The 22,230-nt window shown below is 70.8% G+C and carries 19 protein-coding genes and 1 pseudogene; 5 read left to right on the top strand and 15 right to left on the bottom strand.

Annotated elements, in window-relative coordinates; all coding sequences use genetic code 11:
• The 14 genes from ACWER9_RS29065 to ACWER9_RS29000 all read right to left on the bottom strand — a co-directional run.
• A partial coding sequence (locus ACWER9_RS29065) for an RICIN domain-containing protein (protein ID WP_452304845.1) occupies positions 1 to 240 on the bottom strand: 240 nt, incomplete at its 3' end.
• 490 nt (positions 241 to 730) lie between these two features.
• Positions 731 to 2,233: an L-arabinose isomerase gene (gene araA / locus ACWER9_RS29060; protein ID WP_452304844.1), complete on the bottom strand. Its 1,503-nt coding sequence runs from the start codon at positions 2,231 to 2,233 to the stop codon at positions 731 to 733.
• Between the two features lie 26 nt (positions 2,234 to 2,259).
• A complete protein-coding gene (yjfF, locus tag ACWER9_RS29055) occupies positions 2,260 to 3,249 on the bottom strand; it encodes a galactofuranose ABC transporter, permease protein YjfF (protein WP_210781560.1) in 990 nt (329 codons plus the stop codon).
• Positions 3,246 to 4,316 carry an ABC transporter permease gene (locus tag ACWER9_RS29050; protein WP_452304843.1) on the bottom strand — a complete coding sequence of 357 codons (1,071 nt, stop codon included), beginning with the start codon at positions 4,314 to 4,316 and terminating at the stop codon, positions 3,246 to 3,248. Before ACWER9_RS29050 ends, yjfF begins: the two co-directional genes overlap by 4 nt.
• Positions 4,313 to 5,854, bottom strand: a complete 1,542-nt coding sequence (locus ACWER9_RS29045) for a sugar ABC transporter ATP-binding protein (RefSeq protein ID WP_452304842.1) — start codon at positions 5,852 to 5,854, stop codon at positions 4,313 to 4,315. The genes ACWER9_RS29050 and ACWER9_RS29045 overlap by 4 nt, the downstream gene beginning before the upstream one ends.
• Positions 5,855 to 6,042: 188 nt before the next feature.
• On the bottom strand, positions 6,043 to 7,047 hold the full coding sequence (locus ACWER9_RS29040) for an ABC transporter substrate-binding protein (protein ID WP_452304841.1): 1,005 nt from the start codon (positions 7,045 to 7,047) through the stop codon (positions 6,043 to 6,045).
• Between the two features lie 129 nt (positions 7,048 to 7,176).
• Positions 7,177 to 7,869: an L-ribulose-5-phosphate 4-epimerase gene (locus tag ACWER9_RS29035; protein ID WP_452304840.1), complete on the bottom strand. Its 693-nt coding sequence runs from the start codon at positions 7,867 to 7,869 to the stop codon at positions 7,177 to 7,179.
• A complete protein-coding gene (gene araB, locus ACWER9_RS29030; protein ID WP_452304839.1) occupies positions 7,866 to 9,548 on the bottom strand; it encodes a ribulokinase in 1,683 nt (560 codons plus the stop codon). Before araB ends, ACWER9_RS29035 begins: the two co-directional genes overlap by 4 nt.
• Positions 9,549 to 10,206: 658 nt before the next feature.
• Entirely contained in the window at positions 10,207 to 10,995 is a 789-nt protein-coding gene (locus tag ACWER9_RS29025) for an ABC transporter permease (protein WP_452304838.1), read from the bottom strand.
• Positions 10,992 to 11,969, bottom strand: coding sequence for an ATP-binding cassette domain-containing protein (locus tag ACWER9_RS29020; RefSeq protein ID WP_452304837.1), 978 nt, complete (start codon positions 11,967 to 11,969; stop codon positions 10,992 to 10,994). The genes ACWER9_RS29025 and ACWER9_RS29020 overlap by 4 nt, the downstream gene beginning before the upstream one ends.
• Before the next feature lie 32 nt (positions 11,970 to 12,001).
• Positions 12,002 to 12,844 carry a DUF4097 family beta strand repeat-containing protein gene (locus ACWER9_RS29015; protein WP_452304836.1) on the bottom strand — a complete coding sequence of 281 codons (843 nt, stop codon included), beginning with the start codon at positions 12,842 to 12,844 and terminating at the stop codon, positions 12,002 to 12,004.
• 75 nt (positions 12,845 to 12,919) lie between these two features.
• Positions 12,920 to 13,444, bottom strand: a complete 525-nt coding sequence (locus ACWER9_RS29010; protein WP_452304835.1) for a hypothetical protein — start codon at positions 13,442 to 13,444, stop codon at positions 12,920 to 12,922.
• Between the two features lie 91 nt (positions 13,445 to 13,535).
• Complete coding sequence (locus ACWER9_RS29005; protein WP_452304834.1) at positions 13,536 to 14,684, bottom strand: FUSC family protein; 1,149 nt, start codon at positions 14,682 to 14,684, stop codon at positions 13,536 to 13,538.
• Between the two features lie 57 nt (positions 14,685 to 14,741).
• Positions 14,742 to 15,710, bottom strand: coding sequence for an SDR family NAD(P)-dependent oxidoreductase (locus ACWER9_RS29000; RefSeq protein WP_452304833.1), 969 nt, complete (start codon positions 15,708 to 15,710; stop codon positions 14,742 to 14,744).
• An 85-nt stretch (positions 15,711 to 15,795) separates the two neighbouring features.
• On the opposite strand from ACWER9_RS29000, the gene ACWER9_RS28995 reads away from it, so the two are divergent.
• Positions 15,796 to 16,767: an AraC family transcriptional regulator gene (locus ACWER9_RS28995; protein ID WP_452304832.1), complete on the top strand. Its 972-nt coding sequence runs from the start codon at positions 15,796 to 15,798 to the stop codon at positions 16,765 to 16,767.
• A gap of 151 nt (positions 16,768 to 16,918) precedes the next feature.
• Positions 16,919 to 19,135, top strand: coding sequence for a hypothetical protein (locus tag ACWER9_RS28990; protein WP_452304831.1), 2,217 nt, complete (start codon positions 16,919 to 16,921; stop codon positions 19,133 to 19,135).
• 9 nt (positions 19,136 to 19,144) lie between these two features.
• Here the strand turns inward: ACWER9_RS28990 and ACWER9_RS28985 are convergent, their stop codons facing one another.
• Entirely contained in the window at positions 19,145 to 19,900 is a 756-nt protein-coding gene (locus ACWER9_RS28985; protein WP_452304830.1) for an SDR family oxidoreductase, read from the bottom strand.
• 119 nt (positions 19,901 to 20,019) lie between these two features.
• Here ACWER9_RS28985 and ACWER9_RS28980 point away from each other — a divergent pair, with 119 nt between their 5' ends.
• From ACWER9_RS28980 to ACWER9_RS28970, 3 genes and pseudogenes are all read left to right on the top strand, one after another.
• Entirely contained in the window at positions 20,020 to 20,658 is a 639-nt protein-coding gene (locus tag ACWER9_RS28980) for a class I SAM-dependent methyltransferase (RefSeq protein WP_452304829.1), read from the top strand.
• Between the two features lie 278 nt (positions 20,659 to 20,936).
• The gene (locus tag ACWER9_RS28975; protein ID WP_452304828.1) at positions 20,937 to 22,124 is read left to right on the top strand and encodes an RNA ligase RtcB family protein; all 1,188 of its coding nucleotides are present in this window, start codon (positions 20,937 to 20,939) and stop codon (positions 22,122 to 22,124) included.
• Positions 22,121 to 22,230, top strand: a pseudogene (locus ACWER9_RS28970) (peptide chain release factor H); the annotation flags it as partial. The gene ACWER9_RS28975 and the pseudogene ACWER9_RS28970, both read left to right, overlap by 4 nt.

Here is a 22,230-nt window from a genome sequence, read left to right as displayed (position 1 = left end):
GGTCCACTGGGTGATCCGCGCGCCGTCGTTCGTGGCCAGGTTGTAGACGTCCAGGGCCTTGCCGCTGTTGCGGTTGACCAACACGTACCACGCGCTCGTGTCCACGGTCGCCGCCGAGGCCGGCGACGGGGCGACGGCGGCGAGAGCCGCACCGATCACCACCGCCACGGCGGCCGCGAGTAGCGACAATCTCCCGCGCCGGCGCGGCGCTCCCCGTGGAACCTGTCCGGTGGAAATCATGATCCTCCTTAGCTGGCCTGAGGTGCCGGACGTTCTCAGCCGGCATCCGCATCGCTGGTCGGCACGCCGGCCAGACCGCTGATGTGATCGCTAACAGCAACCTCCGCCAAGTCCCGGAGATCGTTCGACCTCGACCGGGAGGCGCGCGGATCAGAGCCGGCGTGGCGCAGGAATCGAACTCTGTTGATGCTTACTGTTATCGATAACAAGACCGTAGTCAAGCCGAAACATGAGAGGGCCGCTGAGCGGACGCCCGGGCCGCCGAGGGGCGCGACACAGTCGCCGCCGTCGGGCGCAAGGAGGTGGCGGGATCGTGATCCACTCGGGTTTCTTGATGTCGGGCCTTCAGCGCCGGGCGGACGCCACGCCTTCAAGGAAGCCGAGTGGATCAACCCCCATCCGGGGGGCAAGGCAGGTGGTGCGGGAGAGTACGGACGTGATCGACCCAGGCCTTCGAGGGCCCGGGTCGATCACGCCGCGGCGGCAGGGGTCAGAAGCCCCGGGCCAGCCGGTGGTAGGCCTGGTTCCAGCGCAGCTCGTCGGCGAAGCGACGGGGCTCCGTGTCGGCGTCGATGACGACCAGCTCGGTGCGGCTCATCTCCGCCAGGTCGTGCAGCTCCTCCACGCCGACCGCCTGGGACAGCACGGTGTGGTGCGGAGCGCCCGCGGTGATCCACGCCTCGGCCGAGACGGGCAGGTCGGGGCGCGGGCGCCAGACGGCACGGGCGACCGGCAACCGGCGCAGCGGCTGCGGCGGGGCGACCACGTCGATCTCGTTGGCCACCAGCCGGAAACGCTCACCCATGTCGGACAGGCCGAGCACCACCGCCGGGCCGGGTGCGGCGTCGAACACCAGCCGGACCGGGTCCTCCCGCCCACCGATGCTCAGCGGGTGGATCTCCACGTTGGGCACGTCGGACGCGATGGTCGGGCAGACCTCGAGCATGTGGGCGCCGAGCACCAGCTCGTTGCCAGGGGTGAGGTCGTAGGTGTAGTCCTCCATGAAGGACGTACCGCCGCTGACGCCCACCGACATCGCCTTGAGCGTGCGGACCAGGACCGAGGTCTTCCAGTCACCCTCGCCGCCGAAGCCGTAGCCGTCCGCCATCAGCCGCTGCACGGCGATGCCCGGCAGCTGACGCAGCCCTCCGAGGTCCTCGAAGTTCGTGGTGAAGGCCCGGAACCCGCCGGCGTCCAGGAAGGCACGCATGCCCAGCTCCAGGCGCGCGGCATACCGCAGCGAGTCGTGCTGCTCGCCGCCGGGCAGCAGCGCGCCGACGATGCGGTAGGTGTCCTCGTACTCCTTGACGAGGTCGTCCACCTGCGCGTCGGTGACCTCGCCGACCACCTCGACCAGGTCGTTGACGCCGTAGGTGTTGACCGAGACGCCGAACCGCAGCTCGGCCTCCACCTTGTCGCCCTCGGTCACCGCGACGTCGCGCATGTTGTCGCCGAAGCGGGCCAGGCGCAGCGACCGCATGGCCGACCAGCCCAGCGCGGCGCGCGCCCAGGCCCCGACCCGCTCGGTCACCCGCGGGTCGCTGACGTGCCCGGCCACCGTCTTACGGGCCACGCCCAGACGCGTCTGGATGTACCCGAACTCCCGGTCGCCGTGGGCGGCCTGGTTCAGGTTCATGAAGTCCATGTCGATGTCGTTCCACGGCAACAGGACGTTGGCCTGGGTGTGCAGGTGCAGCAGCGGCGTCTGCAACGCGTCCAGACCGGAGATCCACATCTTGGCCGGCGAGAACGTGTGCATCCAGGCGATGACCCCGACGGCACCCTGAGCGGCGGCGTCCCGGCAGACCTGCAGAATCTCACCGCTGTTGGTCAGGACGGGCTTCCAGACCACGCGGGCGGGAATCTGCGGTGAGTCGTCGAGCGCTGCCGCGATCTGGCGAGACTGCTCGGCCACCTGGCGGAGCGTCTCCTCGCCGTACATGCCTTGGCTGCCGGTGAGGAACCAGATCTCGGGTTGTGTGTGTGGTGCCATGGAGTTGCCTTCCGCGAGAGGGGCGGTCACTTGTAACGGATTCCGATGAGACGCTGCAGGAGGATGAACGCGAAGAGCAGGCCGCCAATCACGATCTTGGTCCACCAGGAGTTGAGGCTCCCATCGAAGGTGATGAGGGTCTGGATCACGCCCAGGACCAGCACGCCGAGCACCGTGCCGAAGACGTAACCCGCGCCGCCGGTGAGCACCGTGCCACCGATGACGACGGCGGCGATGACGTCCAGCTCCATCCCCACGGCGATCAGCGGCGCGCCGGAGAGAGTGTAGAAGGACAGCAGGATCCCGCCGATGGCCGAGCACAGACCGCTGATCGTGTAGACGGCGATCCGGGTACGCCCCACCGGCAGGCCCATCAGCAGCGCCGACTGCGGGTTGCCGCCGATGGCGTACACGTTGCGGCCCAGCCTGGTGTAGGCAAGCGTGTACGCGGCGATGACGACCACCACGAAGGCGATCAGCACGCTTATCGACACGAAGTTGCCCCGGGGGTCCCCGATCCGCTCCTGCGACATCGAGGTCCAGAACCCGTCGGTGATCGGGATCGAGGCGCCGGAGATGAACGTACACATGCCTCGGGCGAAGAACATCCCGGCGAGCGTGACGATGAACGGCTGGATCTCGAAGAAGTGGATGACGCAGCCCATCAACAGGCCGAGCGTCGGGCCGATGAGCAGGGCGATGACCAGCACCAGCGCCGCCGGCATGCCGTCCTGCAACAGCGCGGCCGACACCATCGCCGTCATGGCGACCACCGACCCGACCGACAGGTCGATGCCGCCGGTGAGGATCACGAAGGTCATGCCCACCGCGACGACGAGCAGGAAGCCGTTGTCGATGAAGACGTTGAAGATGACCTGGACGTTGGAGAACGCCGTGTACTGCGAGACGCCGATGCCGTACATCACCAGCAGCAGGGCGAGCGTCGCCAGGACCGGAATCTGCTTCCTCGGCAGCCGGAACCGGGTACGACCGGCGGTAAGCGTTCCAGTGGTCATGCCGGCACCTGCTCCTTCGGCTTGTCGGCGATGGTGGCGGGCGGCGGCGCGTTGCGCCTACGGCGGCTGAACCGGGCCCGGAAGGCCGGCGCCTGGATGAGGCAGACGGCGATGACGACGACCGCTTTGAACAGCAGCGAGGTCTGCGGCGAGATGTCCATGGCGTACACCGTGGTGGTCAGGGTCTGGATGATCAGCGCCCCGATGATGGTGCCGCTGAGGAAGAACCGACCGCCGGCGAGGGACGTACCGCCGATGACGACCGCGAGGATCGCGTCCAGCTCGACCCAGAGGCCGGCGGCGTTGCCGTCGGCACTGGAGACGTTCGCCGTCATCATGAAACCGGCGACCGCGGCACACGCGGCGCTGATCACGTACGCGAGGAAGATGACCCGGCCGGAGCGGATGCCGGCGAGCCGGCTGGCCACGGCGTTGCCACCCACCGACTCGATGATCATGCCGAGTGCGGTGCGACGGGTGAACGCGGCGACGAGCAGGGCCGCGGCGAGGGCGATGAAGATGGCCAGCGGCAGGGTCAACGCGTGGCCCAGGCCGATCGCCCGGTACGGCTCCGAGTTGATGGTGATGATCTGACCCTCGGTGATCAGCTGGGCGAGACCCCGGCCGGCGACCATCAGGATCAGGGTGGCGATGATCGGCTGGATACCGATCACGGCCACCAGCACCCCGTTCCAGGCGCCGAGCACGAGGGAGACCCCCATCGCCATCGCGAGGGCGGTCACCACCACGCCAAGGCTGTTCTGGTCGGGCTGCTTGCTGATGTACATGCAGGCGATCGCGCCGCTGATCGCGCAGAGCGAGCCGACCGACAGGTCGATGCCGCCGGTGGAGATGACAAGGGTCATGCCCAGGGCGACGAGGATCAGCGGTGCGCTCAACCGCAGGATGTCGATCGGCGTCCCGTACAGGTGCCCGTCCTTGAGCTCGATGGACAGGAACCCGGGCCGGTAGATCGTGTTCGCCGCGAGCATGACGAACAGCACGGCGGCGGGCCAGAACAGCCGGTGACCGATCATCGTCCGATAGCGGCTCGTGGTGTCGTTCATCGGTCTGCCTCCTCCCGGTGGGATCCGCTGGCGATGGTCTGCATGACGCGGTCGGCGTCGAGGCTCTCGTCGTTGGCGAGCTGCGCGACCATCTGCCGGTCCCGCATGACGGCCACCTTGTGGCTGAGGCGCAGCACCTCCTCCAGCTCGGCGGAGATGAACAGCACCGCCATGCCCCCGTCGGACAGCTGCGTCACGAGCTTCTGGATCTCGGTCTTCGCGCCGATGTCGATGCCCCGGGTCGGCTCGTCGAGGATCAGCAGTCGCGGCTCGGTGATCAGCCAGCGGGCCAGCAGCACCTTCTGCTGGTTGCCACCGGAGAGGTTGCGTACCGGAACCTCCGGGTCGGCGGGCCGGATGTTGAGGGCCTTGACGTACTTGTCGACAAGCTCGTCCTGGCGACGACGCGGAATGGGCCGCAGCCAGCCGCGAGCCGCCTGCATGGCGAGGATCATGTTCTCGCGGACCGACAGGTCCGCGACGATGCCCTCCGCGCGGCGGTTCTCCGAACAGAAGCCCACGCCGTGGTCGATGGCCTGGGCGGGGGTGCGCAGGCTGCTCGCCGTGCCGTCGACCGCGACCTGACCGCCGTCGGTCCGGTCGGCCCCGAACAACAACCGGGCGACCTCGGTACGCCCCGAGCCCAGCAGACCGGCCAGGCCCACCACCTCGCCGGCGTGAATGGTGAGGCTGAACGGCGCGACGGCGCCCGACCGGCCGAAGTTCGACACCGCCACCAGGGGGGTGCCCTCCTCGAGCGCGGCCAGGTCCCGCCGGGAGTGCTCCTCGATGCCCTCCAGGACGTCGAGCTCCTTGCCGATCATCTTCTCGACCAGGGAGAGCTGGGGCAGCTCGGTGGTCAGGTACTCACCGACCAGCCCGCCGTTGCGCAGCACGGTGATCCGGTCGGCGATCTCGTAGACCTGGTCGAGGAAGTGCGTGACGAACAGGATGGCGATGCCCTCGTCGCGCAACTGCCGCATGATGCGGAACAGCTGCGCCACCTCGCCGGCGTCCAGACTCGACGTCGGCTCGTCCAGGATCAGCACCCGGGCCTTGATGTCGATCGCGCGGGCGATGGCGACCATCTGCTGGATCGCCAGGGAGTACGAGCCGAGTGGCGCGCTGACGTCGAGGTCGAGGTCGAGGCGGGCCAGCAGGGCTCGGGCGCGACGGCGAACCTCACCCCAGCGCACGGCGCCGAGCAGCCGAGGCTCACGGCCGATGAAGATGTTCTCCGCCACCGAGAGGTTGGTGCAGAGGTTGACTTCCTGGAAAACGGTGCTCACACCGGCGGCGGTCGCCTGCATCGGCCCGGTGAACGACACGGGCTCGCCGTCGAGGGTGATCGCGCCCTCGTCGGTGTCGTAGACGCCGGTGAGCACCTTGATGAGGGTCGACTTGCCGGCGCCGTTCTCGCCCATCAGGGCGTGCACCTCGCCGGGGAAGAGCCGGAAGTTGACGTCGTGGAGTGCGCGCACCCCGGGGAAGGACTTGCTGATCCCGGTCATCGTCAGGACCGGACGGCTATCCGTCATCCCATCAGACCTCTTCTGGGTTGTCGACACGGAAGGGCCGCTACGCTCCCGCCACGCCCGCCCGGTCGACCTCGGGGGTCGCTCGGGCGGGCGTGGTACGGGGTTCGTCGCGGGCCAAGCCCGGTCCGTTTCGGGTAGGGAGGCGACGCGGCGGGGCCGCCACGCGAGCGCGGCGACCCCGTCGTCGATCAGTACTTACGGTTGGGCAGGGCTTCCTTCGCCTGCTCCTGGGTGAAGGTGGTCTCCTGGGTCTCGATCCGGGCAGGCACCTCCTCGCCCGCGTGGACCTTCTTGGCCAGGTCCATCAGCTGCGGGCCGAGCAGCGGGCTGCACTCCGCGATGAAGTTGAACTTCCCGTCGGCGAGAGCCTGCATGCCGTCCTTGACGGCGTCCACGGTGATGATGGTGATGTCCTTGCCGGGCACCTTGCCGGCAGCGGTGATCGCCTCGAGCGCGCCCAGGCCCATGTCGTCGTTGTGCGCGAACAGCACGTCGATCTGCTTGTTGGCCTTGAGGAACTGCTCCATGACCTGCTTGCCGCCGGCCCGGGTGAAGTCACCCGGCTGGGAAGCGATGATCTTCAGGTTCGGGTTGGCGGCGATCGCCTCTCCGAAGCCCTTCTTGCGATCGTTCGCCGGCGCGGCGCCGGTGTTGCCCTGCAGCTCGACGATGTTCACCGGGCCCGAGGCGGTCTTCTTCTGCTCGACCAGCCACTCACCGGCGAGCCGGCCCTCCTTGACGAAGTCCGAGCCGAGGAAGGTCTTGTAGAGCGACTTGTCGGCCGAGTCCACCGAGCGGTCGGTCAGGATGACCGGGATGCCGGCGTCCTTGGCCTCCTTGAGCACGGTGTCCCACCCGGACTCCACCACCGGCGAGAAGGCGATGACGTCGACCTTCTGCTGGATGTAGTTGCGGATCGCCTTGATCTGGTTTTCCTGCTTCTGCTGCGCGTCGTCGAACTTCAGCTCGATCCCGGCGGCGGTCGCGGACTCCTTGATCGAGGTGGTGTTCGCGGTACGCCAGCCGCTCTCCGCACCGACCTGGGAGAAGCCCATCGTGATCTTGCCGTCGTCCTTGGACCCGCCGCCGCCGGTGTCACTGTTGCCACAGGCCGCCACGCCGCCGACCAGCAACACGCTGGCGAGGACCGCGGCAGCGCGCCACCGAACGGACTGCGTTCGCATCTTTCCCATCGAATCTCCTTGGCTGGATGTGGTGGGTAACCGCGCCCACCGCCGAGGTGCATGAGGACGGCGTACGCGGGTGGTGCGTGCTGGTGCGTCGTGGTGCTGACCGACGGGTCCCGGGTCTTCTGTGCAGGGTCAGGAACCCGCCGGTGCGACTGGTTGTTGGCCGTAGACGTTCTGGTAGCGGTCGTAGAGGGAGTCGATGTCGGCCTGCTGCATGGGGACCGGTTGTCCGAGGGTGTGGGCCAGGTGCGCGGTACGGGCCACGTCCTCGCACATGACCGCCGCCTTGACCGCCGCGCGGGCGTCACGGCCGATGGTGAACACGCCGTGGTTGCGCATCAGCACCGCGGGCGAGCGGTGCCCGGCGAGGGTGGCGACGATTCCCTTGCCGATGTCGTCGCCGCCGATCAGGGCGAACGGACCGATCGGGATCTCCCCGCCGAACTCGTCGGCCTGTGCGGTGAGGTGACAGGGGATCGACTCCCCGCACGCGGCCCAGGCGGTCGCGTACGAGCTGTGCGTGTGCACGACCCCACCGACCTCGAGCATCGCCCGGTAGACGTAGGCGTGCGCGGCGGTGTCGCTGGACGGGGCGAAGTCACCCTCGACGAGGACGCCGTCGAGGTCGCACACCACCATCGTGGCCGCGGTGAGGTCGTCGTAGCTCACCCCGCTCGGCTTGATCACCATCAGGTCCTGACCGGGAACCCGAGCGGAGACGTTGCCGGACGTCCAGGCGACCAGGTTGTACCGGGTCAGCTCGGCGTGCAGGCGCGCGACGGTCTCACGCAGCTCGCCGATCTGTCGGGTCACCTCGGCGTTCACGCGACCACCTCCAGCGCAGCCTCGTGCGCGGCCTCGGCGGTCTCGACCGCCGCGTTACGGATCGCCCGCAGGCGGAGCATGACGTCGTTGCCGCCCCGACCGAAGTGGTCGTGCAGCGCCCGGTACTCGGCGTAGAGGGCGTCGTAGGCAGCCGCCCGCTCCGGGTCCGGGCGGTAGACGGCCTCGTGCACCCGCCCCATCGCCTGCGACGCCTCGTGGATCGAGGGGAACTCACCGGCGGCGACGGCGGCGTGGATCGCCGAGCCCAGCGCCGGCCCCTGCGCCGAGGCGATGATGTTCAGCGGTCGCCTGGTCACGTCGGCGTAGATCTGCATCAGCAGCGCGTTGTTGGTCAGACCCCCGGCGATCACCAGGTCGTTCACCGGGACTCCGGCGTCGACGAACGCCTCGATGATCATTCGGGTGCCGTACGCGGTGGACTCCAGCAGGGCCCGGTAGATGTCCGCCGGCCGGGTGGCCAGGGTCATGCCGACGATCATCCCGCTGAGGTCGTGGTTGACCAGCAGCGAACGGTTGCCGTTCCACCAGTCCAGAGCGATCAGGCCGTGCGCGCCGACGGGCTGGCTCGCGGCCAGCTCGGTGAGGCGAACGTGTGAGTCGACGCCCGCCGGGGCGGCGTGCTGGACGAACCAGCCGAAGATGTCGCCGACACCGCTCTGCCCGGCCTCGTAACCCCACGCGCCGGGGCTGATGCCGCCGTCCACCACACCGCACATGCCGGCCACCTCGGCGACCTCTTCGCCGTTGACGACGTGGCAGGTCGAGGTGCCCATGATGGCGACGAGACGACCTGGCTGCACCGCCTGCGCGGACGCCGCGGTGACGTGCGCGTCGACGTTGCCGACGGCCACCGCGATGCCCTCCGGCAGGCCGGTCCAGGCGGCGGCCTGGGCGGTGAGGGAGCCGGCCCGGGCGCCGAGGGGCAGCAACGGACCGTCCAGCTTGGCCACGAAGCCGCCGAAGTCGGGGTTGAGCGCGGTCAGGAAGCCCTCGGAGGGGTAGTGACCGTCCTGCAGGATGCCCTTGTAACCGGCCGTGCAGACGTTGCGGGTCTCGGTGCCGCAGAGCTGCCAGACGATCCAGTCGGCGGCCTCGATGAATCGCTCGGCGCGGTCGTAGACCTCCGGGTCCTCCTCCAGGATCTGCAGACCCTTGGCGTACTGCCACTCGGCGGAGATCTTGCCGCCGTACCGGCCGATCCACGGCTCGGCCCGCTCGTGGGCCAGCGCGTTGATCCGGTCGGCGTGCGGCTGCGCGGCGTGGTGCTTCCACAGCTTGACCCAGGCGTGCGGTCGGTCGCGCAGCTCGGGCGTCTCGCACAGCGGGGTGCCGTCGGCGAGCGTCGGCAGCACGGTGCAGGCGGTGAAGTCGATGCCGATGCCGACCACCGCCGCCGGGTCCACCCCTGCGGCGGACAGTGCCGCCGGTACGGCGTACCGCAGCACGTCGCGGTAGTCCTGCGGGTTCTGCAGGGCCCAGTCCGGGGGTAGTGATCGACCTCCCGGGAGAGTCGTGCTGATCACGCCGTCGCCGTACTCGTGCACCGCGGTCCCCAACTCGGCACCATCGCCGACACGGACCACCAGAGCTCGCCCGGACAGGGTGCCGTAGTCGACACCGACGACGTAGCGGTCGTCAGCTCCGTCCACACGGTTCATGTTCACCTCCACCTTAACGGGGATAGTGTTAACGCTCACATCCAGGCTCGTCAAGACATCCAGCCGCAACAGCTCCGTAACGGAACGCGGAAAGGCGCACCGACTCGGGAGGGTTGATAGCGGACCAACACAAAAGGTACTAAACGGGCATCACCCGTCGGATTCAGCTGACGAATGGGGCTGCCGCGCGCAACGGGTGCCGACCGGAGACCTGTCGACCGACAAGCCGACCGGGCCCAGCGGGCCGAACACTGGGGGTAACCGCCAGATAGCGACCGCTCCTCCCGGCGAGTGGATGGCAGCGATAACATCGCCGGGGCGCGGTGTTCCCGGGTTCGGATGCGCGCCGCAGCCATCGATGACCATGCGGGCTCATCGGCGAGCGCGCCGGAGGGGTGACCCACGAAGCGAGCCACCGGACGAAGCGGTCGTGTTATCGATAACATTCAACGTCTTGATGACCTGCGGAGCCCGGATCGGCCCGCGCGCCGGACGGTGCCAGGGAGCAAGGTCGACTCGTGTTTCCTGAAGCCGTGGAGTCCGTCGCGGTTCGACCGGCCGACGTCACGAAACCCGGATCAATCATGCGCACGCACCGGCGGACCGGCCCAGAAGGACCGGTCGGCCGGTGCGGTGGCGAGACGAACGCCGGGTCGGGTCAGGATGCCCGGTTGCGGTTGTACAGGGCCTTGGCCCAGAGGAAGCAGGCCACGGTGATGACGGCGCACCAGACCACCGCGATGATCGCGTTGTTCCCGATCCCGGTGCCCAGGAGCAGGCCGCGAAGGGTCTCCATGACGGGCGTGAAGGGCTGGTAGTCCGCGAACAGCCGCACGGCGGCCGGCATCGAGTCGGTGGGGACGAACCCGCTGCCGAGGAACGGCAGCAGGATCAGCGGCATGGGCAGGTTGCTGGCCGTCTCGACGCTGTCGCTGACCAGACCGAGGGCGACGGAGAGCCAGGTCAGCGCAAACGTGACCATGGCGAGGACGCCCACCGCGGCGAGCCACTCGACCGGGTTGGCCGTGGGCCGGAACCCGACAAGCAGCGCCACGACGGTGACGGCCGCGATGCTGAGCATGGTCTGGACCAGGCTGCCCAGCACGTGGCCCGTCAGGACCGACGGTCGGAAGATCGACATCGTGCGGAACCTGGCGATGATCCCCTCGGTCATGTCCATCGCGACCGAGATGGCCGTGCCCTGCGCGGCGCTGACCACCGTGATGAGCAGGATGCCGGGGGTGACGTAGTTGGCGTACTGGGAGCGGTCGCCGGACGGGCCGAGCCCGGCGCCGAGCGTGCCGCCGAAGACGTAGACGAAGAGCAGCAGGATGATGATCGGGATGCCGATGAGCAGGAACGTCATCGACGGGTACCGCCGCATGTGCAGCAGGTTGCGCCGCAGCATGGTGCTCGAGTCGCGGACGGCGAGGGAGAGGGTGCTCATCGCGCCGGTGCCCTTTCGTGGTCGGGTCGGCCGGCCCGGGGGTCGGGCTGGCCGGTGAGGGTGAGGAACACGTCGTCCAGGTCGGGGGTGTGCACGGAGAGCCCGGCCACGGTGATCGAGGCGCGGTCGAGCTGGTCGAGCAGGGTTCGCAGCGATCCGACCCCGCCGTCACTCGGCACCTGGAGGGTGAGCGCCGCGTCGTCCCGGGTGGCGGCCTCGAACGTCCGGGCCGCCGAGTCGAGCCCCTCCTGGTCGGCGAACTGCAACACGACGTGACCGCCCGGGATCAGCCGCTTGAGTTCGCGCGGTGTGCCCTCGGCGATCAGTCGGCCGTGGTCGAGGAAGGCCACCCGGTCGGCGAGTTGGTCGGCCTCCTCCAGGTACTGCGTGGTGAGCAGGATGGTGACGCCCTCGGCGGCGAGGCCGCGGATGATCTCCCACATGGCCCGGCGGCTATGCGGGTCGAGGCCGGTGGTCGGCTCGTCGAGGAAGATGACGCGGGGCTCGCCGACCAGGGTCATCGCGAGGTCGAGCCGCCGGCGCATGCCGCCGGAGTACGTCGACACCGGCTTGTTGGCCGCCTCGGTCAGGTCGAACTGGTCGAGCAACTCGGTGATCCGTCGCCGGCCGGCGGCCCGGTCCAGGTGGCACAGGTCGGCCATCAGGGTCAGGTTCTCCCGCCCGGTGAGCAGGTTGTCGACGGCGGAGAACTGGCCGGTGACACCGATCAGCGCGCGGACCGCGTCCGGCTGCCGGGTCAGGTCGTGGCCGAAGAGGCGGGCGTTGCCGCCGTCGGCGTCGATCAGGGTGGAGAGGATCTGCACCGTGGTGGTCTTGCCGGCGCCGTTGGGACCGAGCAGGGCGAAGATCGTGCCCTCGGTGATGATCAGGTCGATGCCGTCGAGCACGACCTTGTCGCCGTAGGACTTGCGCAGGTCGGTGGCGACGATCGCGGGGTTCGTGGGACTGGTCATGGTCTCCTCATCCGAGGTCGGCGGGGTGGTGGTCAGGCGCGACGGATCATGATGTCGCCGAAGGAGGTGTTCGCCCGGACCTCGACCGTCTCGTCGGTAGGTGTCGGGCTGTCGGTCGACTCCAGGGCGTTGTGCACGCGGCCGTGCTTGGAACTGACGTCCAGCCACGCGGCGGTTCCGCGACGGATGCCGACCTCGATGGCGCCGTAGGAGGTCTGCAACTCGACGGCTCCTCGGACGACCTCGCCGAGGCGGAGGTTGCCGTAGGCGGTGCGGGCGGTCACCGAGGCCAGTGCGGTGTCCACGGTGACGTCGCCGTAGGCCGTGTTGATCCGGACGTCTCCACCGCCACTACCGATCCAGCAGTCACCGGAGGAGTTCTTGATCTCGGCGGTGCCATCGACAGCTCCGAGTCGCACCTTGCCGGACGACACCTTCACCCGGGCGGAGCCGAGGACGCGGTCGACCGCGACCTCGCCGTGGCTGGAGTCGATGTCCAGCGGCCCGGTCTCGTCGAGCCGGATGTTGCCGCCGGTCTTGATCTGGCACTGGCCGAGCCGGCCCTCACAACGGAACGCCGCCCACGACGACTCGGCCTGCACCCCCGATCCGGTCGGCAGTTCGATCAGGACGTCGACCGACGGGCCGCTACCGAAGCCGTACCGACGCCAACTCTTCGGCACCCTGACCACCAGGCGTCCGGCGGCGTACTCGACGGTGGTCTGTTCGGCGGCGCTCAGGTCGGCCTTGCTCGACGGGTCGCGGGGCCGCACGGTCACCACCGTGTCGGCGCGGTCGCTGGCGGCGATCCATACATCGCCGACAGGTATCTCGATCCGGGCGGAGATCGCTTCTGGCGTGTCGAAAACAGGCATGGTGGTCTCCCGAAAGGTGGTCGACGAAGGTCACCGCTGGTCAGCGGCGTGCTGAGGAGGGGGTACGACGAGGAGTCAGCGGGCCCAGCCGGTGAAGTGCTGGCCGGAGCGCGGCTCCGGCCGGCGGGGCGGACGGCGCTCCGCCTCGCCCCCGCCGACGGCACCGGCGACGGCGCGCACCAACCAGGCGTTGACCGAGAGCCCCGCGCGCCCGGCGGCCTCCTCGACGCTGGCCTTGAGGTGGTCGGGGAGGCGCAGGTTGATCCGCGAGGTGCCGCCCTCGTCCCCCTCCGGTGCGGGCACCGGCACCGACAGCGGCGGCGGACCACTCGCCTCGCTCGCCGCCTCGACCAGCGGGCTGGCGGGCGCCACCACGAAGTCGGGCTCGCGCCCGCGCAGCCGGACGTGCACCGAACCCGGCGCGAGCTCCCGGGTGATCTCGTCGGCCGCGTCGGAGAGCGCCTCGAGCAGGGTGAGACGGGTGGCTGCCTCCAGCTGCGTGAAGAGCCGTTCGGCAAGGACCCGGGCCTCCGGGTCCACACCCTCCGCAGCCACGGCGAACTCGTTGCGCAGGTTCTCGACGTATGACCTCAGCTCCATGGCACCATCATGGCACCACTTTGGCTCAGACTGCAACAGTGATGGCTCACCAAGTTGGCACCACTTGGCTCAGCTGCTGGTCAGCGGGCTTTCAGAGGTCGCCAAAGACCCGCCGGACGAGGTGATTCGCGTCCTCCTGGGTCAACCCGGACGCCACCAGGAGGTCGCTGACGGTCGTCCGGACCTGCGCCACCACGACCGCACCGGAGAAGCCGACGCCCTCCCGATAGGCGTCCCCGGCCATGCGGACCGCCCGCAGCGCCTGCTCCCGTGCCCGATTCGGCTCGACACCGGCGGCGAACTGCCGCTTGAGCAGGCGAACCGCCTCGGCGAGGTCGGTCAGCGCCGTCGGCAGCGACTCCGGCACCGGCTCGCCGTCCTCGATGAGCGTCACGGACCGCCGGATCAGGGTGCCGCTGTTGCGCACCGCCCGGTCGATCGGCTCCGCCGCCTGCGCGTAGCGGCCCACCGGCCCGTGCCGTTGGCGCCAGTACACAGGTGACAGCGTGCTCGCCTCCCGGGCGCCCTGGGTCGCTTCGACGAACGCCTTCAACCGGCCCGCGCTCTGCCGCAGCTCACCCCGGGCGGTCCGGGCCCGAGCGGCGTCCCGCTCGCTCAGCGCCCCGGCGGTGGCGTCGAGCTGGGTCGCGAGGAGATCCAACGCCGGCCGCGCGGCCCGGTTGAGCACCCGCAACGGGTTCAGCGGCAGCAACACGGCGGTGACCAGCAGCGCCACCCCTCCCCCGACGAGGGCGTCCACGAAACGGGGGATCTCCAGGTCCCGCACGGTCGGGCTGAGCGTGGCGATGAGCACCGCCGTCGCCCCGGCCTGGACCACCACCGCCGCGCTGCCCGCCAGGAAGAGCGCCACCACGATCGCCAGCACCACGATCAGGGCGAGCTGCCACCACCCGGTGCCGATCACCAGGAGCAGCAGGTCACCGATCAGCACTCCGACGGTGACCCCGATGATCAGCTCGACGGTGCGACGCAACCGCTGGCCGACGGATGCCGCGAGCGTCGACACGGCGGAGATCGGCGCGAAGACCGGCTGCGACACGTGCAGCAGCGAGTGCGCCACGAACCAGGACAGCCCCGCGGCCAGGCCGGCTTGCAGGGCGAGGCCGCCGATCGTCCGTACCCGGCGGATCCGCTCGCGCACCGCGGCCACCAGCCGGTCCCAGAGCCGGACGACTGTCGACGGGCCCGCGTCCGCTCCGCGCCGACCGGCAGCGACCATGGCGGCACGTACCCCGCCACGACCGGCTCATTCCTCGCCGGCCCGCACCGGCCGCCGTCAGCGCGAGGCGAGCGCTTTCTCGGCGTACGCCCAGAGCCGGTCGGCGGCGGCCGGGTCCACCGCGTGGGCGGCGACGCCGCCGGTGGCGTCCGGACCACCGGGAACGATCTCGGCCTCCTGGTTGTCGGCGAAGTACCGGCCGCCGACGCCGTCGAGCAGGGGCGAGCCGGCGAGCAGCACGGTGGTCGACGCGCCCTGGGCGGGCGTCTTGTAGTAGTCCGCCTCGATGAGGTTGCCCGCCTCGTCCATCGCGCCCATCGCCCGCATCGTGTCGTCGTCGATGTGGCGCTGCAGGTTGGTGAAGATGTAACCGGGGTTGAGGGCGTTCGCGGTGATCCCGTCCTTCGCCCACTGCCGTGTGATGCCGACCGCGAGCAGGACCTCCGCGGTCTTCGACTGGCCGTAGGCCGACCACGGGTCGTACGGGCGTCGCTCGTACTGCGGGTCGTCGAAGTCGAACGGCGCGGCGAGGTGCGCCCCGGAGCTGACCAGAACGACCCGGGCCGCCTCGGCGGCTCGCAGGTTGTCGTGCAGCCCGCGGGCCAGCGCGAAGTGGCCGAGGTGGTTCGTCGCGAGTTGGAGTTCCCAGCCCTCGGCGGTGAGCTGGCGGGTCGGGATGGCCATGATTCCGGCGTTGCCAATGAGCACGTCGAGTGGCCCCTGCCAGGCCGCGACGAAGGCGTCGACGGACGCCAGGTCGGCCAGATCGAGAGCGGACGACCGGACGGTGCCCCGGGTGGCGTCCGCGGCGAGCTCCTCGACGAGCCGGTCGGCCGCGCGGGGGTTCCGGGTCGCGATGGTGACGTCGGCGCCGGCCCCGGCCAGCGCGCGCACCGTCTCGACTCCGATGCCGGAGGCGCCCCCGGTGACGATCATCCGGCGCCCGGTGAGGTCGACGCCGTGGAGGATCTCGGCGCCGGTGCTGCGGGCGCCGAACGGGGTGGTGAGGCGTGGGTTCGCTGTCATGGAACCCAGGCTACGAACGCACAAGCCGGACTGCCTATAGTCTAGGGTCCGTCATACTTTCGTGAGCGTCCAGAGGAGGTGGGGGATGGATCCGCTCGAGGACGTCCTCGCCCTGCTCGGCGCGAGGAGCCACGTCTCCGCCGGCCTGGTCGGGGGCGGGCGCTGGGCCGTCCGCTTCGACCCACCGGCCGGGGCCAAGTTCAACGCCGTCCGGCGCGGCAGGTGCTCGCTGCGGGTCGAGGGCGAGGCCGCGCCGATCGACCTCGGCGCCGGGGACTGCTTCCTCCTGACCCGACCGGCGGCGTACACCCTCTTCAGCGATCCCGACGCGCCGGTCGAGCCCGCGTACCCGATCTTCGCCGCCGCCAGCGACGGCGTGGCGCACGTCGGCGACGGTGACGACGTGTTCCTCATCGGCGGTGCCTTCACCCTGGGCGGACGGGCGCGCGCCCTCCTGCTGGACAATCTCCCGCCGGTCATCCACGTGCCCACCGACACCCCGGAGGCCGGGACCGTCCAGTGGGCCCTCGGCGAGATCGACGCGGAACTGCGCTCGACACGACTCGGCTCCCAGCTCGTCGCCGAGCACCTGGCGCTCGTCCTGCTGATCAGGGTCCTGCGGCTGCACCTGGCCCGCGCCGGCCAGCCCACCTCCGGGTGGCTGGCCGGGCTCACCGACCCGGTGGTCGCACCCGCGCTCCGCGCGATGCACGCGCGACCCGCGCACCCATGGACGGTGGACGAGGTCGCCCGGTCGGCCACCGTCTCCCGGTCGACGCTTGCCGCCCGCTTCAAGAAGGTCGTCGGGGTGGGCCCGCTGGAGTACCTGACCGGGTGGCGGATCGAACTCGCGGCGGACCGCATCCGACGCGGCTCGGACACGGTCGCCAGCATCGCCCAGTCCGTCGGTTACGGCTCGGAGAGCGCCCTCAGCGTGGCCTTCAAGCGCACCACAGGCCTCTCGCCGCGCGCCTACCGCACCGAGATGGCGAAGGCCACCGGCAACGACGTACCCGAAGCGACGGTGACCGCCGGTCGGGCCCTGCCTGGGCGGTAGCGCCCCGGGCCGGCGCGATTGGGGGCGTCCGGATCGGGTAGACCCCGCTCCTGCCGTCACCGCGGTCGACGGCCCCGGCGCGGGACGCGGGGTAGGTCGCGGGGCAAGGGCTGCGAGACGCCTCGGGGGGACGTCGGATGGGTCAACGCGGTTGAGCGGGCCGGACGACTCCGGTGACGTCGTGGAGCTACGGGTGCACGGAGTCTCCGGCGCGAGCGCCGCCCAGGTGCTGGACCTGCAGCCCACCGGGCAGGTCGCCGGTGACCGCAGTGGCGGTTTCTACCGGCCGCGCCCCTTGGACAGCACGGGCGTGCCCGGGGTGACGCTCGAGGCGTACCGCTGGGGTGACCTGCCCTCCGGGACCGTGGCCCGCTCCCTGGCGGTGGTCTTCCTGCTGCCCTTCATGCTCGTCAACGTCGCGATCTGGATGCGCCCGGCGAACCCCGGGTCGGAGGCGACGGTCAAGTCACTGTGCCGGTTGCTGGCGCTCACGCTCACCGTGCTGTACGTGCTCGCCATCGCCGGCGTCGCCCTGGACCTCGTCGGCTGGAAGTGCCTGGCCTCGTCGGACTGCCTGGCCGGACGTAGTTGGTTGTCCTGGTTGGGTGGGCGGCCGGTCGGGCAGCGGCTCGCCGTTCTCGCGCTGGTCCCGGTCGCCGCGATCGGCCTGATCTGGCGGGTCAGCTCCCGTCCGGGGCGGACCTTCGAGGCGTTCCGCGCACCGGACCAGGGCGTCTCCGCGTCCCGGCTCGGCACCATCGGTCAGTGGGACGCCGAACCACTCGTGGGTCGGCTGCGGGCCATCCACGTCAGTGCGGCCTTCGCGACGCTGAACCTCGTCCTGCTCCTGGCCCGGGGCCCGACGGCGACAACGATCGCGCTGACGGCGGTCACCGGGGTCATCCTGGCGGGCTGCGTGGGGCTGCTGTGCACACCGCCGCTGATCGACCGGGCCCCCGGCGACAAGAGGCTCGACCGGATCACCCGCACTCTCCGAACCGTCGCCGTCATCCTGACCGTGGTCGTCGTGGCGCACGTACTGACCAGCTCGCAGCCGTGGCCGGAGGGCCACGGGCTGCCCGGCTACGACACGACCCTGGCCGGTCTGTTCCTCGCGCAGACGACGCTGTTGGCCGCCCTGGGCGTGGTACTGCTCTGGCTACGGCGCCGCGAGCGTGGCGCGACCCCGCTGTTCGGGTTGGGCGCCCTCGGTGTCGCGGCCACCGGCATCAGCATGGCGGTGGCGTACTCCGCCGAGTTGGTCTACCGGGTGGCGGACTTCCTGGACCGCGACGTGCCGACCGGAGAGGGCATCGCGTCCGGTCCACCCCGGGCCTACACCTGGGCGATCTACGGCTTCCTGCGGGGGTTGGTGGTCACGGTGATCATCGCCGGGCTCGTCGTCCTGCTCTCCCGCCCGGGTCGCCGTCGCGCCGCGGCGGCGATCGTCGCGCGCGACTTCCCGAATGCACCGGCCGAGGCGGGCCCCCGGCTGCGGCAGGTCCGCGACGCCGCAGCTCGGGCCCGCTTCACCGAGAAGCTGGTGCCGCTGGCCGTGCTCTACGGCTGTCTCGCCGGGCTGGCCACGGCCACCACCACCATCGGCCTGCTGGGGCAGTTCCCGAGCGGCGTCATCGAGCGCAACGTCGGACTGCCGGCGGACGCGGTCACGTTCGGCATCGCCTTCGGTAGCTGGGTGATCGCGGCGGTCATCCTCGGCCTGGTCGTCGGCGGCATCTTCGCGTACCGGACCGAGCCGTACCGCCGGCACATCGGCGTCCTCTGGGACCTCGGCACCTTCTGGCCCCGCGCCGCCCACCCGTTCGCACCGCCCTGCTACTCCGAGCGGGCGGTGCCGGAGCTGGCCCGCCGGATCACCTACCTCGTCGAACGCGGCGACGCGGTGCTGCTCACCGGCCACAGCCACGGTTCCGTCCTGCTCGCCGCCACGGTGCTGCAACTGCCGCCGCAGGTCGGCGACCGGGTCGCCCTGCTCACCCACGGGTCACCGTTGCGCCGTCTCTACGCGCGGCTCTTCCCCGCCTACGTCGACGACGCGGCCCTGCACGAGATCGGCCGCCGGATGGGCTGGCGCTGGGTCAACCTGTGGCGTGACACCGACCCCATCGGTGGCTGGATCTTCTCCCCGTACCCGTCCAGCACGTCGGCCGGCACCGCCGACCCGGCCGCCGCGGTGGACCGCCGACAGCGTGACCCCCGCGATCTGGTGACGCCCCCCGGGGACAGCGTCGCCCCACCCATCCTCGGGCACTGGCCGGGCGAGTCGGACGAGCCGTTCGCCGAGGTGGTCCGGGAGTTGGTGCGGCGCCTCCGTGGGCGGACCGGCCGGCCCGGGACGCCGGGGTAGCGGGCCGACTCAGCGCGCCCGGCCCGCCCGCGTACGCCACTCGTCGAGGCCGGTGTCGGCGAGGCGGGCGCCGTCGGCCGGGACGAGCGAGCGTTCGCCCAGCTTGGCGCCGAAGTACCGGGCATCGGGGTCGGCCACCACCGAGCGACGGTCCTGCTTGTCGGCGAGGAGGGACCGGCCCAACTCGTCGAGGCGGAACTGTTCCGGGCCGGCGACCTCGACCACGGAGTTCGTCGGCGCGCCGAGCACGACGTCGGTCACCGCGGCCGCGACGTCGTCGGCGGCCATCGGCTGGATGAGCACCGGCGCGAGGTGCGCGGTGTCGCCGTCCGTGGCGGCGTCGACGATGCCCTGGAGGAACTCGAAGAACTGGGTGGCGTGCACCACCGAGTACGGGATTCCGGAGGCGACGATGAGCTTCTCCTGGGCGACCTTCGCCCGCATGTACCCGCTGTCCGGGATCCGGTCGCACCCGACGATGGAGAGTGCCACATAGTGGCGCACACCGGCGTCCGACGCCGCGGCGAGGAGCGTCCGGGTCGACGTCTCGAAGAACTCCAGCACAGCGGCGTCCTCGAACGACGGCGAGTTCGACACGTCGACGACGACGTCGGCGCCGGTGAGCGCATCGGCCACCCCCTCACCGGTCAGGGTGTTCACGCCGGTCTTCGGCGATGCCGGCACCACCTCGTGACCCTGGGCGCCGAGACGGTCCACGACCTTGGAACCGATGAGGCCGCTGCCCCCGATGACGACGATCTTCATGGTCGAACCACGTCCTGTCTGCGCTGGGTCGAGTCGTGCTGCAACCCAGTAAGACGGAAAGTGTGCACGGATGCAGGACAATCGCCGGAGAACGGTTCGACGGAGACCAGGGGGTAGACGTGGCGACGGTGTCCCACCCGGTGTTCGCCCGGGTGTACGAGCGGCTCAGCGTCGCGATGGACCGCGCCGGCACCGCGGCGTTCCGGCGGGACCTGGTCGCCGGCCTGTCCGGCCGGGTGATCGAGATCGGCGCGGGCAACGGGCGGATGTTCTCCCACTATCCGCCCGAGGTGACCCAGGTCCTCGCGGTCGAACCGGAGCGGCGTCTGCGGGCCGCCGCCGAGCGGGCCGCGTCCTGCGCGCCGGTTCCGGTCACCGTCGTCGACGGTCTGGCCGAGGCGCTGCCCGCCGGGGACGGCGAGTTCGACGCGGCCGTCGTCGCGCTGGTGCTGTGCACCGTGCCGGATCAGGCGAGCGCGTTGGCCGAGGTCAGCCGGGTGCTGCGCCCCGCCGGTCAGGTGCGGTTCTTCGAGCACGTGGCCGCCGACGAGGCCACCGGCCTGCACCGCGCCCAACGACTCGTCGACGCCACACTGTGGCCGAGGCTGTTCGCCGGCTGCCACACCAACCGCGACACCGTCGCCGCTCTCTGCACGGCCGGCTTCGAGGTGGCGGAGCTGCGCCGGTTCCGCTTCCCGGCCACCAGCAACAGCCCCTCCTCGCCCTGCGTCCTCGGCCGCGCGGTCAGGCCGGCCTGACACCGCCGCCGGGGCGGACGGGTCGGCCTGCCAGGCCCGCATCCGCCGTCCGGCCCGGCCGAGAACGCGGTGACGTCCCAGCAGGATCGAGTCCCGGGACAGCACACTGCTCAGCCGCGCCGCGTGACGGAAAATCGGTTGTCGTGCCTGGCGCGGCTCGGCCAGAGTGACGTCCATGACGTACTGACGGAAACCACCCCTGCTCCACGCCACCGGTGCCGCCTCCCGGGGGCCGTGACGCCGTCCGTTCCCACGTCCGCACCGAGAAGTGAGCCTCCTTGTCTCAGCACGACCTCCCTCGGGAGCCCCTGCCCCCGTCCGCCTCGGCCACCGTCACGGTGTTCGCCTCCCCCGCGAGTTGGATCGAGTCCGAGGCGCTCGCACAGTGCCGACAGGTCGCCGCCCTGGACGGCATGCTGCACGTCGCCGCGATGCCGGACCTGCACCCCGGCAAGGGCGCGCCCATCGGCGCGGCCATGGCGTCGACGGTGCTGTACCCGTTCCTGGTGGGCTCCGACATCGGCTGCGGCATCGCCGTCTTCCCGATCAGGCTCAAGCGGGCCGTGCCGGAACGGCTCGCCGCCCGGTTCCCCGACCTCGACCAGGCGCTCGACCCGGTGCGGGACGCCGACGACCCGGCCTGGGCCGTCGTCGACGGTGACGTGCCGGCCGGTCACCTGGACGGTCTCGGGACGGTGGGCCGGGGCAACCACTTCGTGGAGTTGGCCCGCGTCGACACCGTCCTCGACCCGGGTCACGCGGGCCGGCTCGGGCTCGACCCGGGCGATCTCGTGCTCATCGTGCACAGCGGTTCCCGTGGTCTGGGCGAACGGATCCTGCGGGCGCACACCGAGGTCCACGGCGCCGGGGCGGCTCCCGACCCGGCCGCCTACCTGAGCCGGCACGACGAGGCGGTGCGCTGGGGTTCGCTCAACCGGCGGGTGCTGGCCGCCCGGGTGGCGCACGCGTTGGGGGCCGAGCCCACCGCGCCGATCGTCGACAGGTGCCACAACCTCGTCGAGGTCCGGAACGGGGTCTACCTGCACCGCAAGGGCGCGGCCCCGGGTGACGGCTGCGATGTGCTGATCGCCGGCACCCGGGGGACGGCGTCCTATCTGGTGGCGGCGCACGCCGGGCCGGACGCCAACCACTCCGTGGCCCATGGCGCTGGACGCAAGATGTCACGCGCCGACGCCCTGCGGCGGGGCCGGGCCAAGCACACGGTCGAGGAGCTGCGCCGTACGCCGGTGGGGTCGCTCGTGGTGTGCGGTGACCGGCAGCTGCTCTTCGAGGAGGCGCCCACGGCGTACAAGCGCATCGAGCAGGTGATCGCCGACCTGGTCGAGCACCAGCTGGCCACGCCGGTGGTCAGCACGACTCCGCTCGTCACCTACAAGACGCCCGATCTCGGGTCCGCCGCCCGAGCGGACCGACGGGGCCACCGCGGCAGGCGGGGTCGGTCGTGAGCGTCCTCCTGCTGCTGTCGGCCGGGCGTGGGCCGCAGGAGTGCGCCTGGGCGCTGAGCCAGCTGCTGCACCGCCTGCGGGGCGAGGGCGCCCGCCGAGGTCTGAC

It is taken from the genome of Micromonospora sp. NPDC003944 (assembly GCF_053605225.1).
Note: the sequence above shows the minus strand (reverse complement) of the source record. Positions and strands in the feature narration are given on the sequence as shown.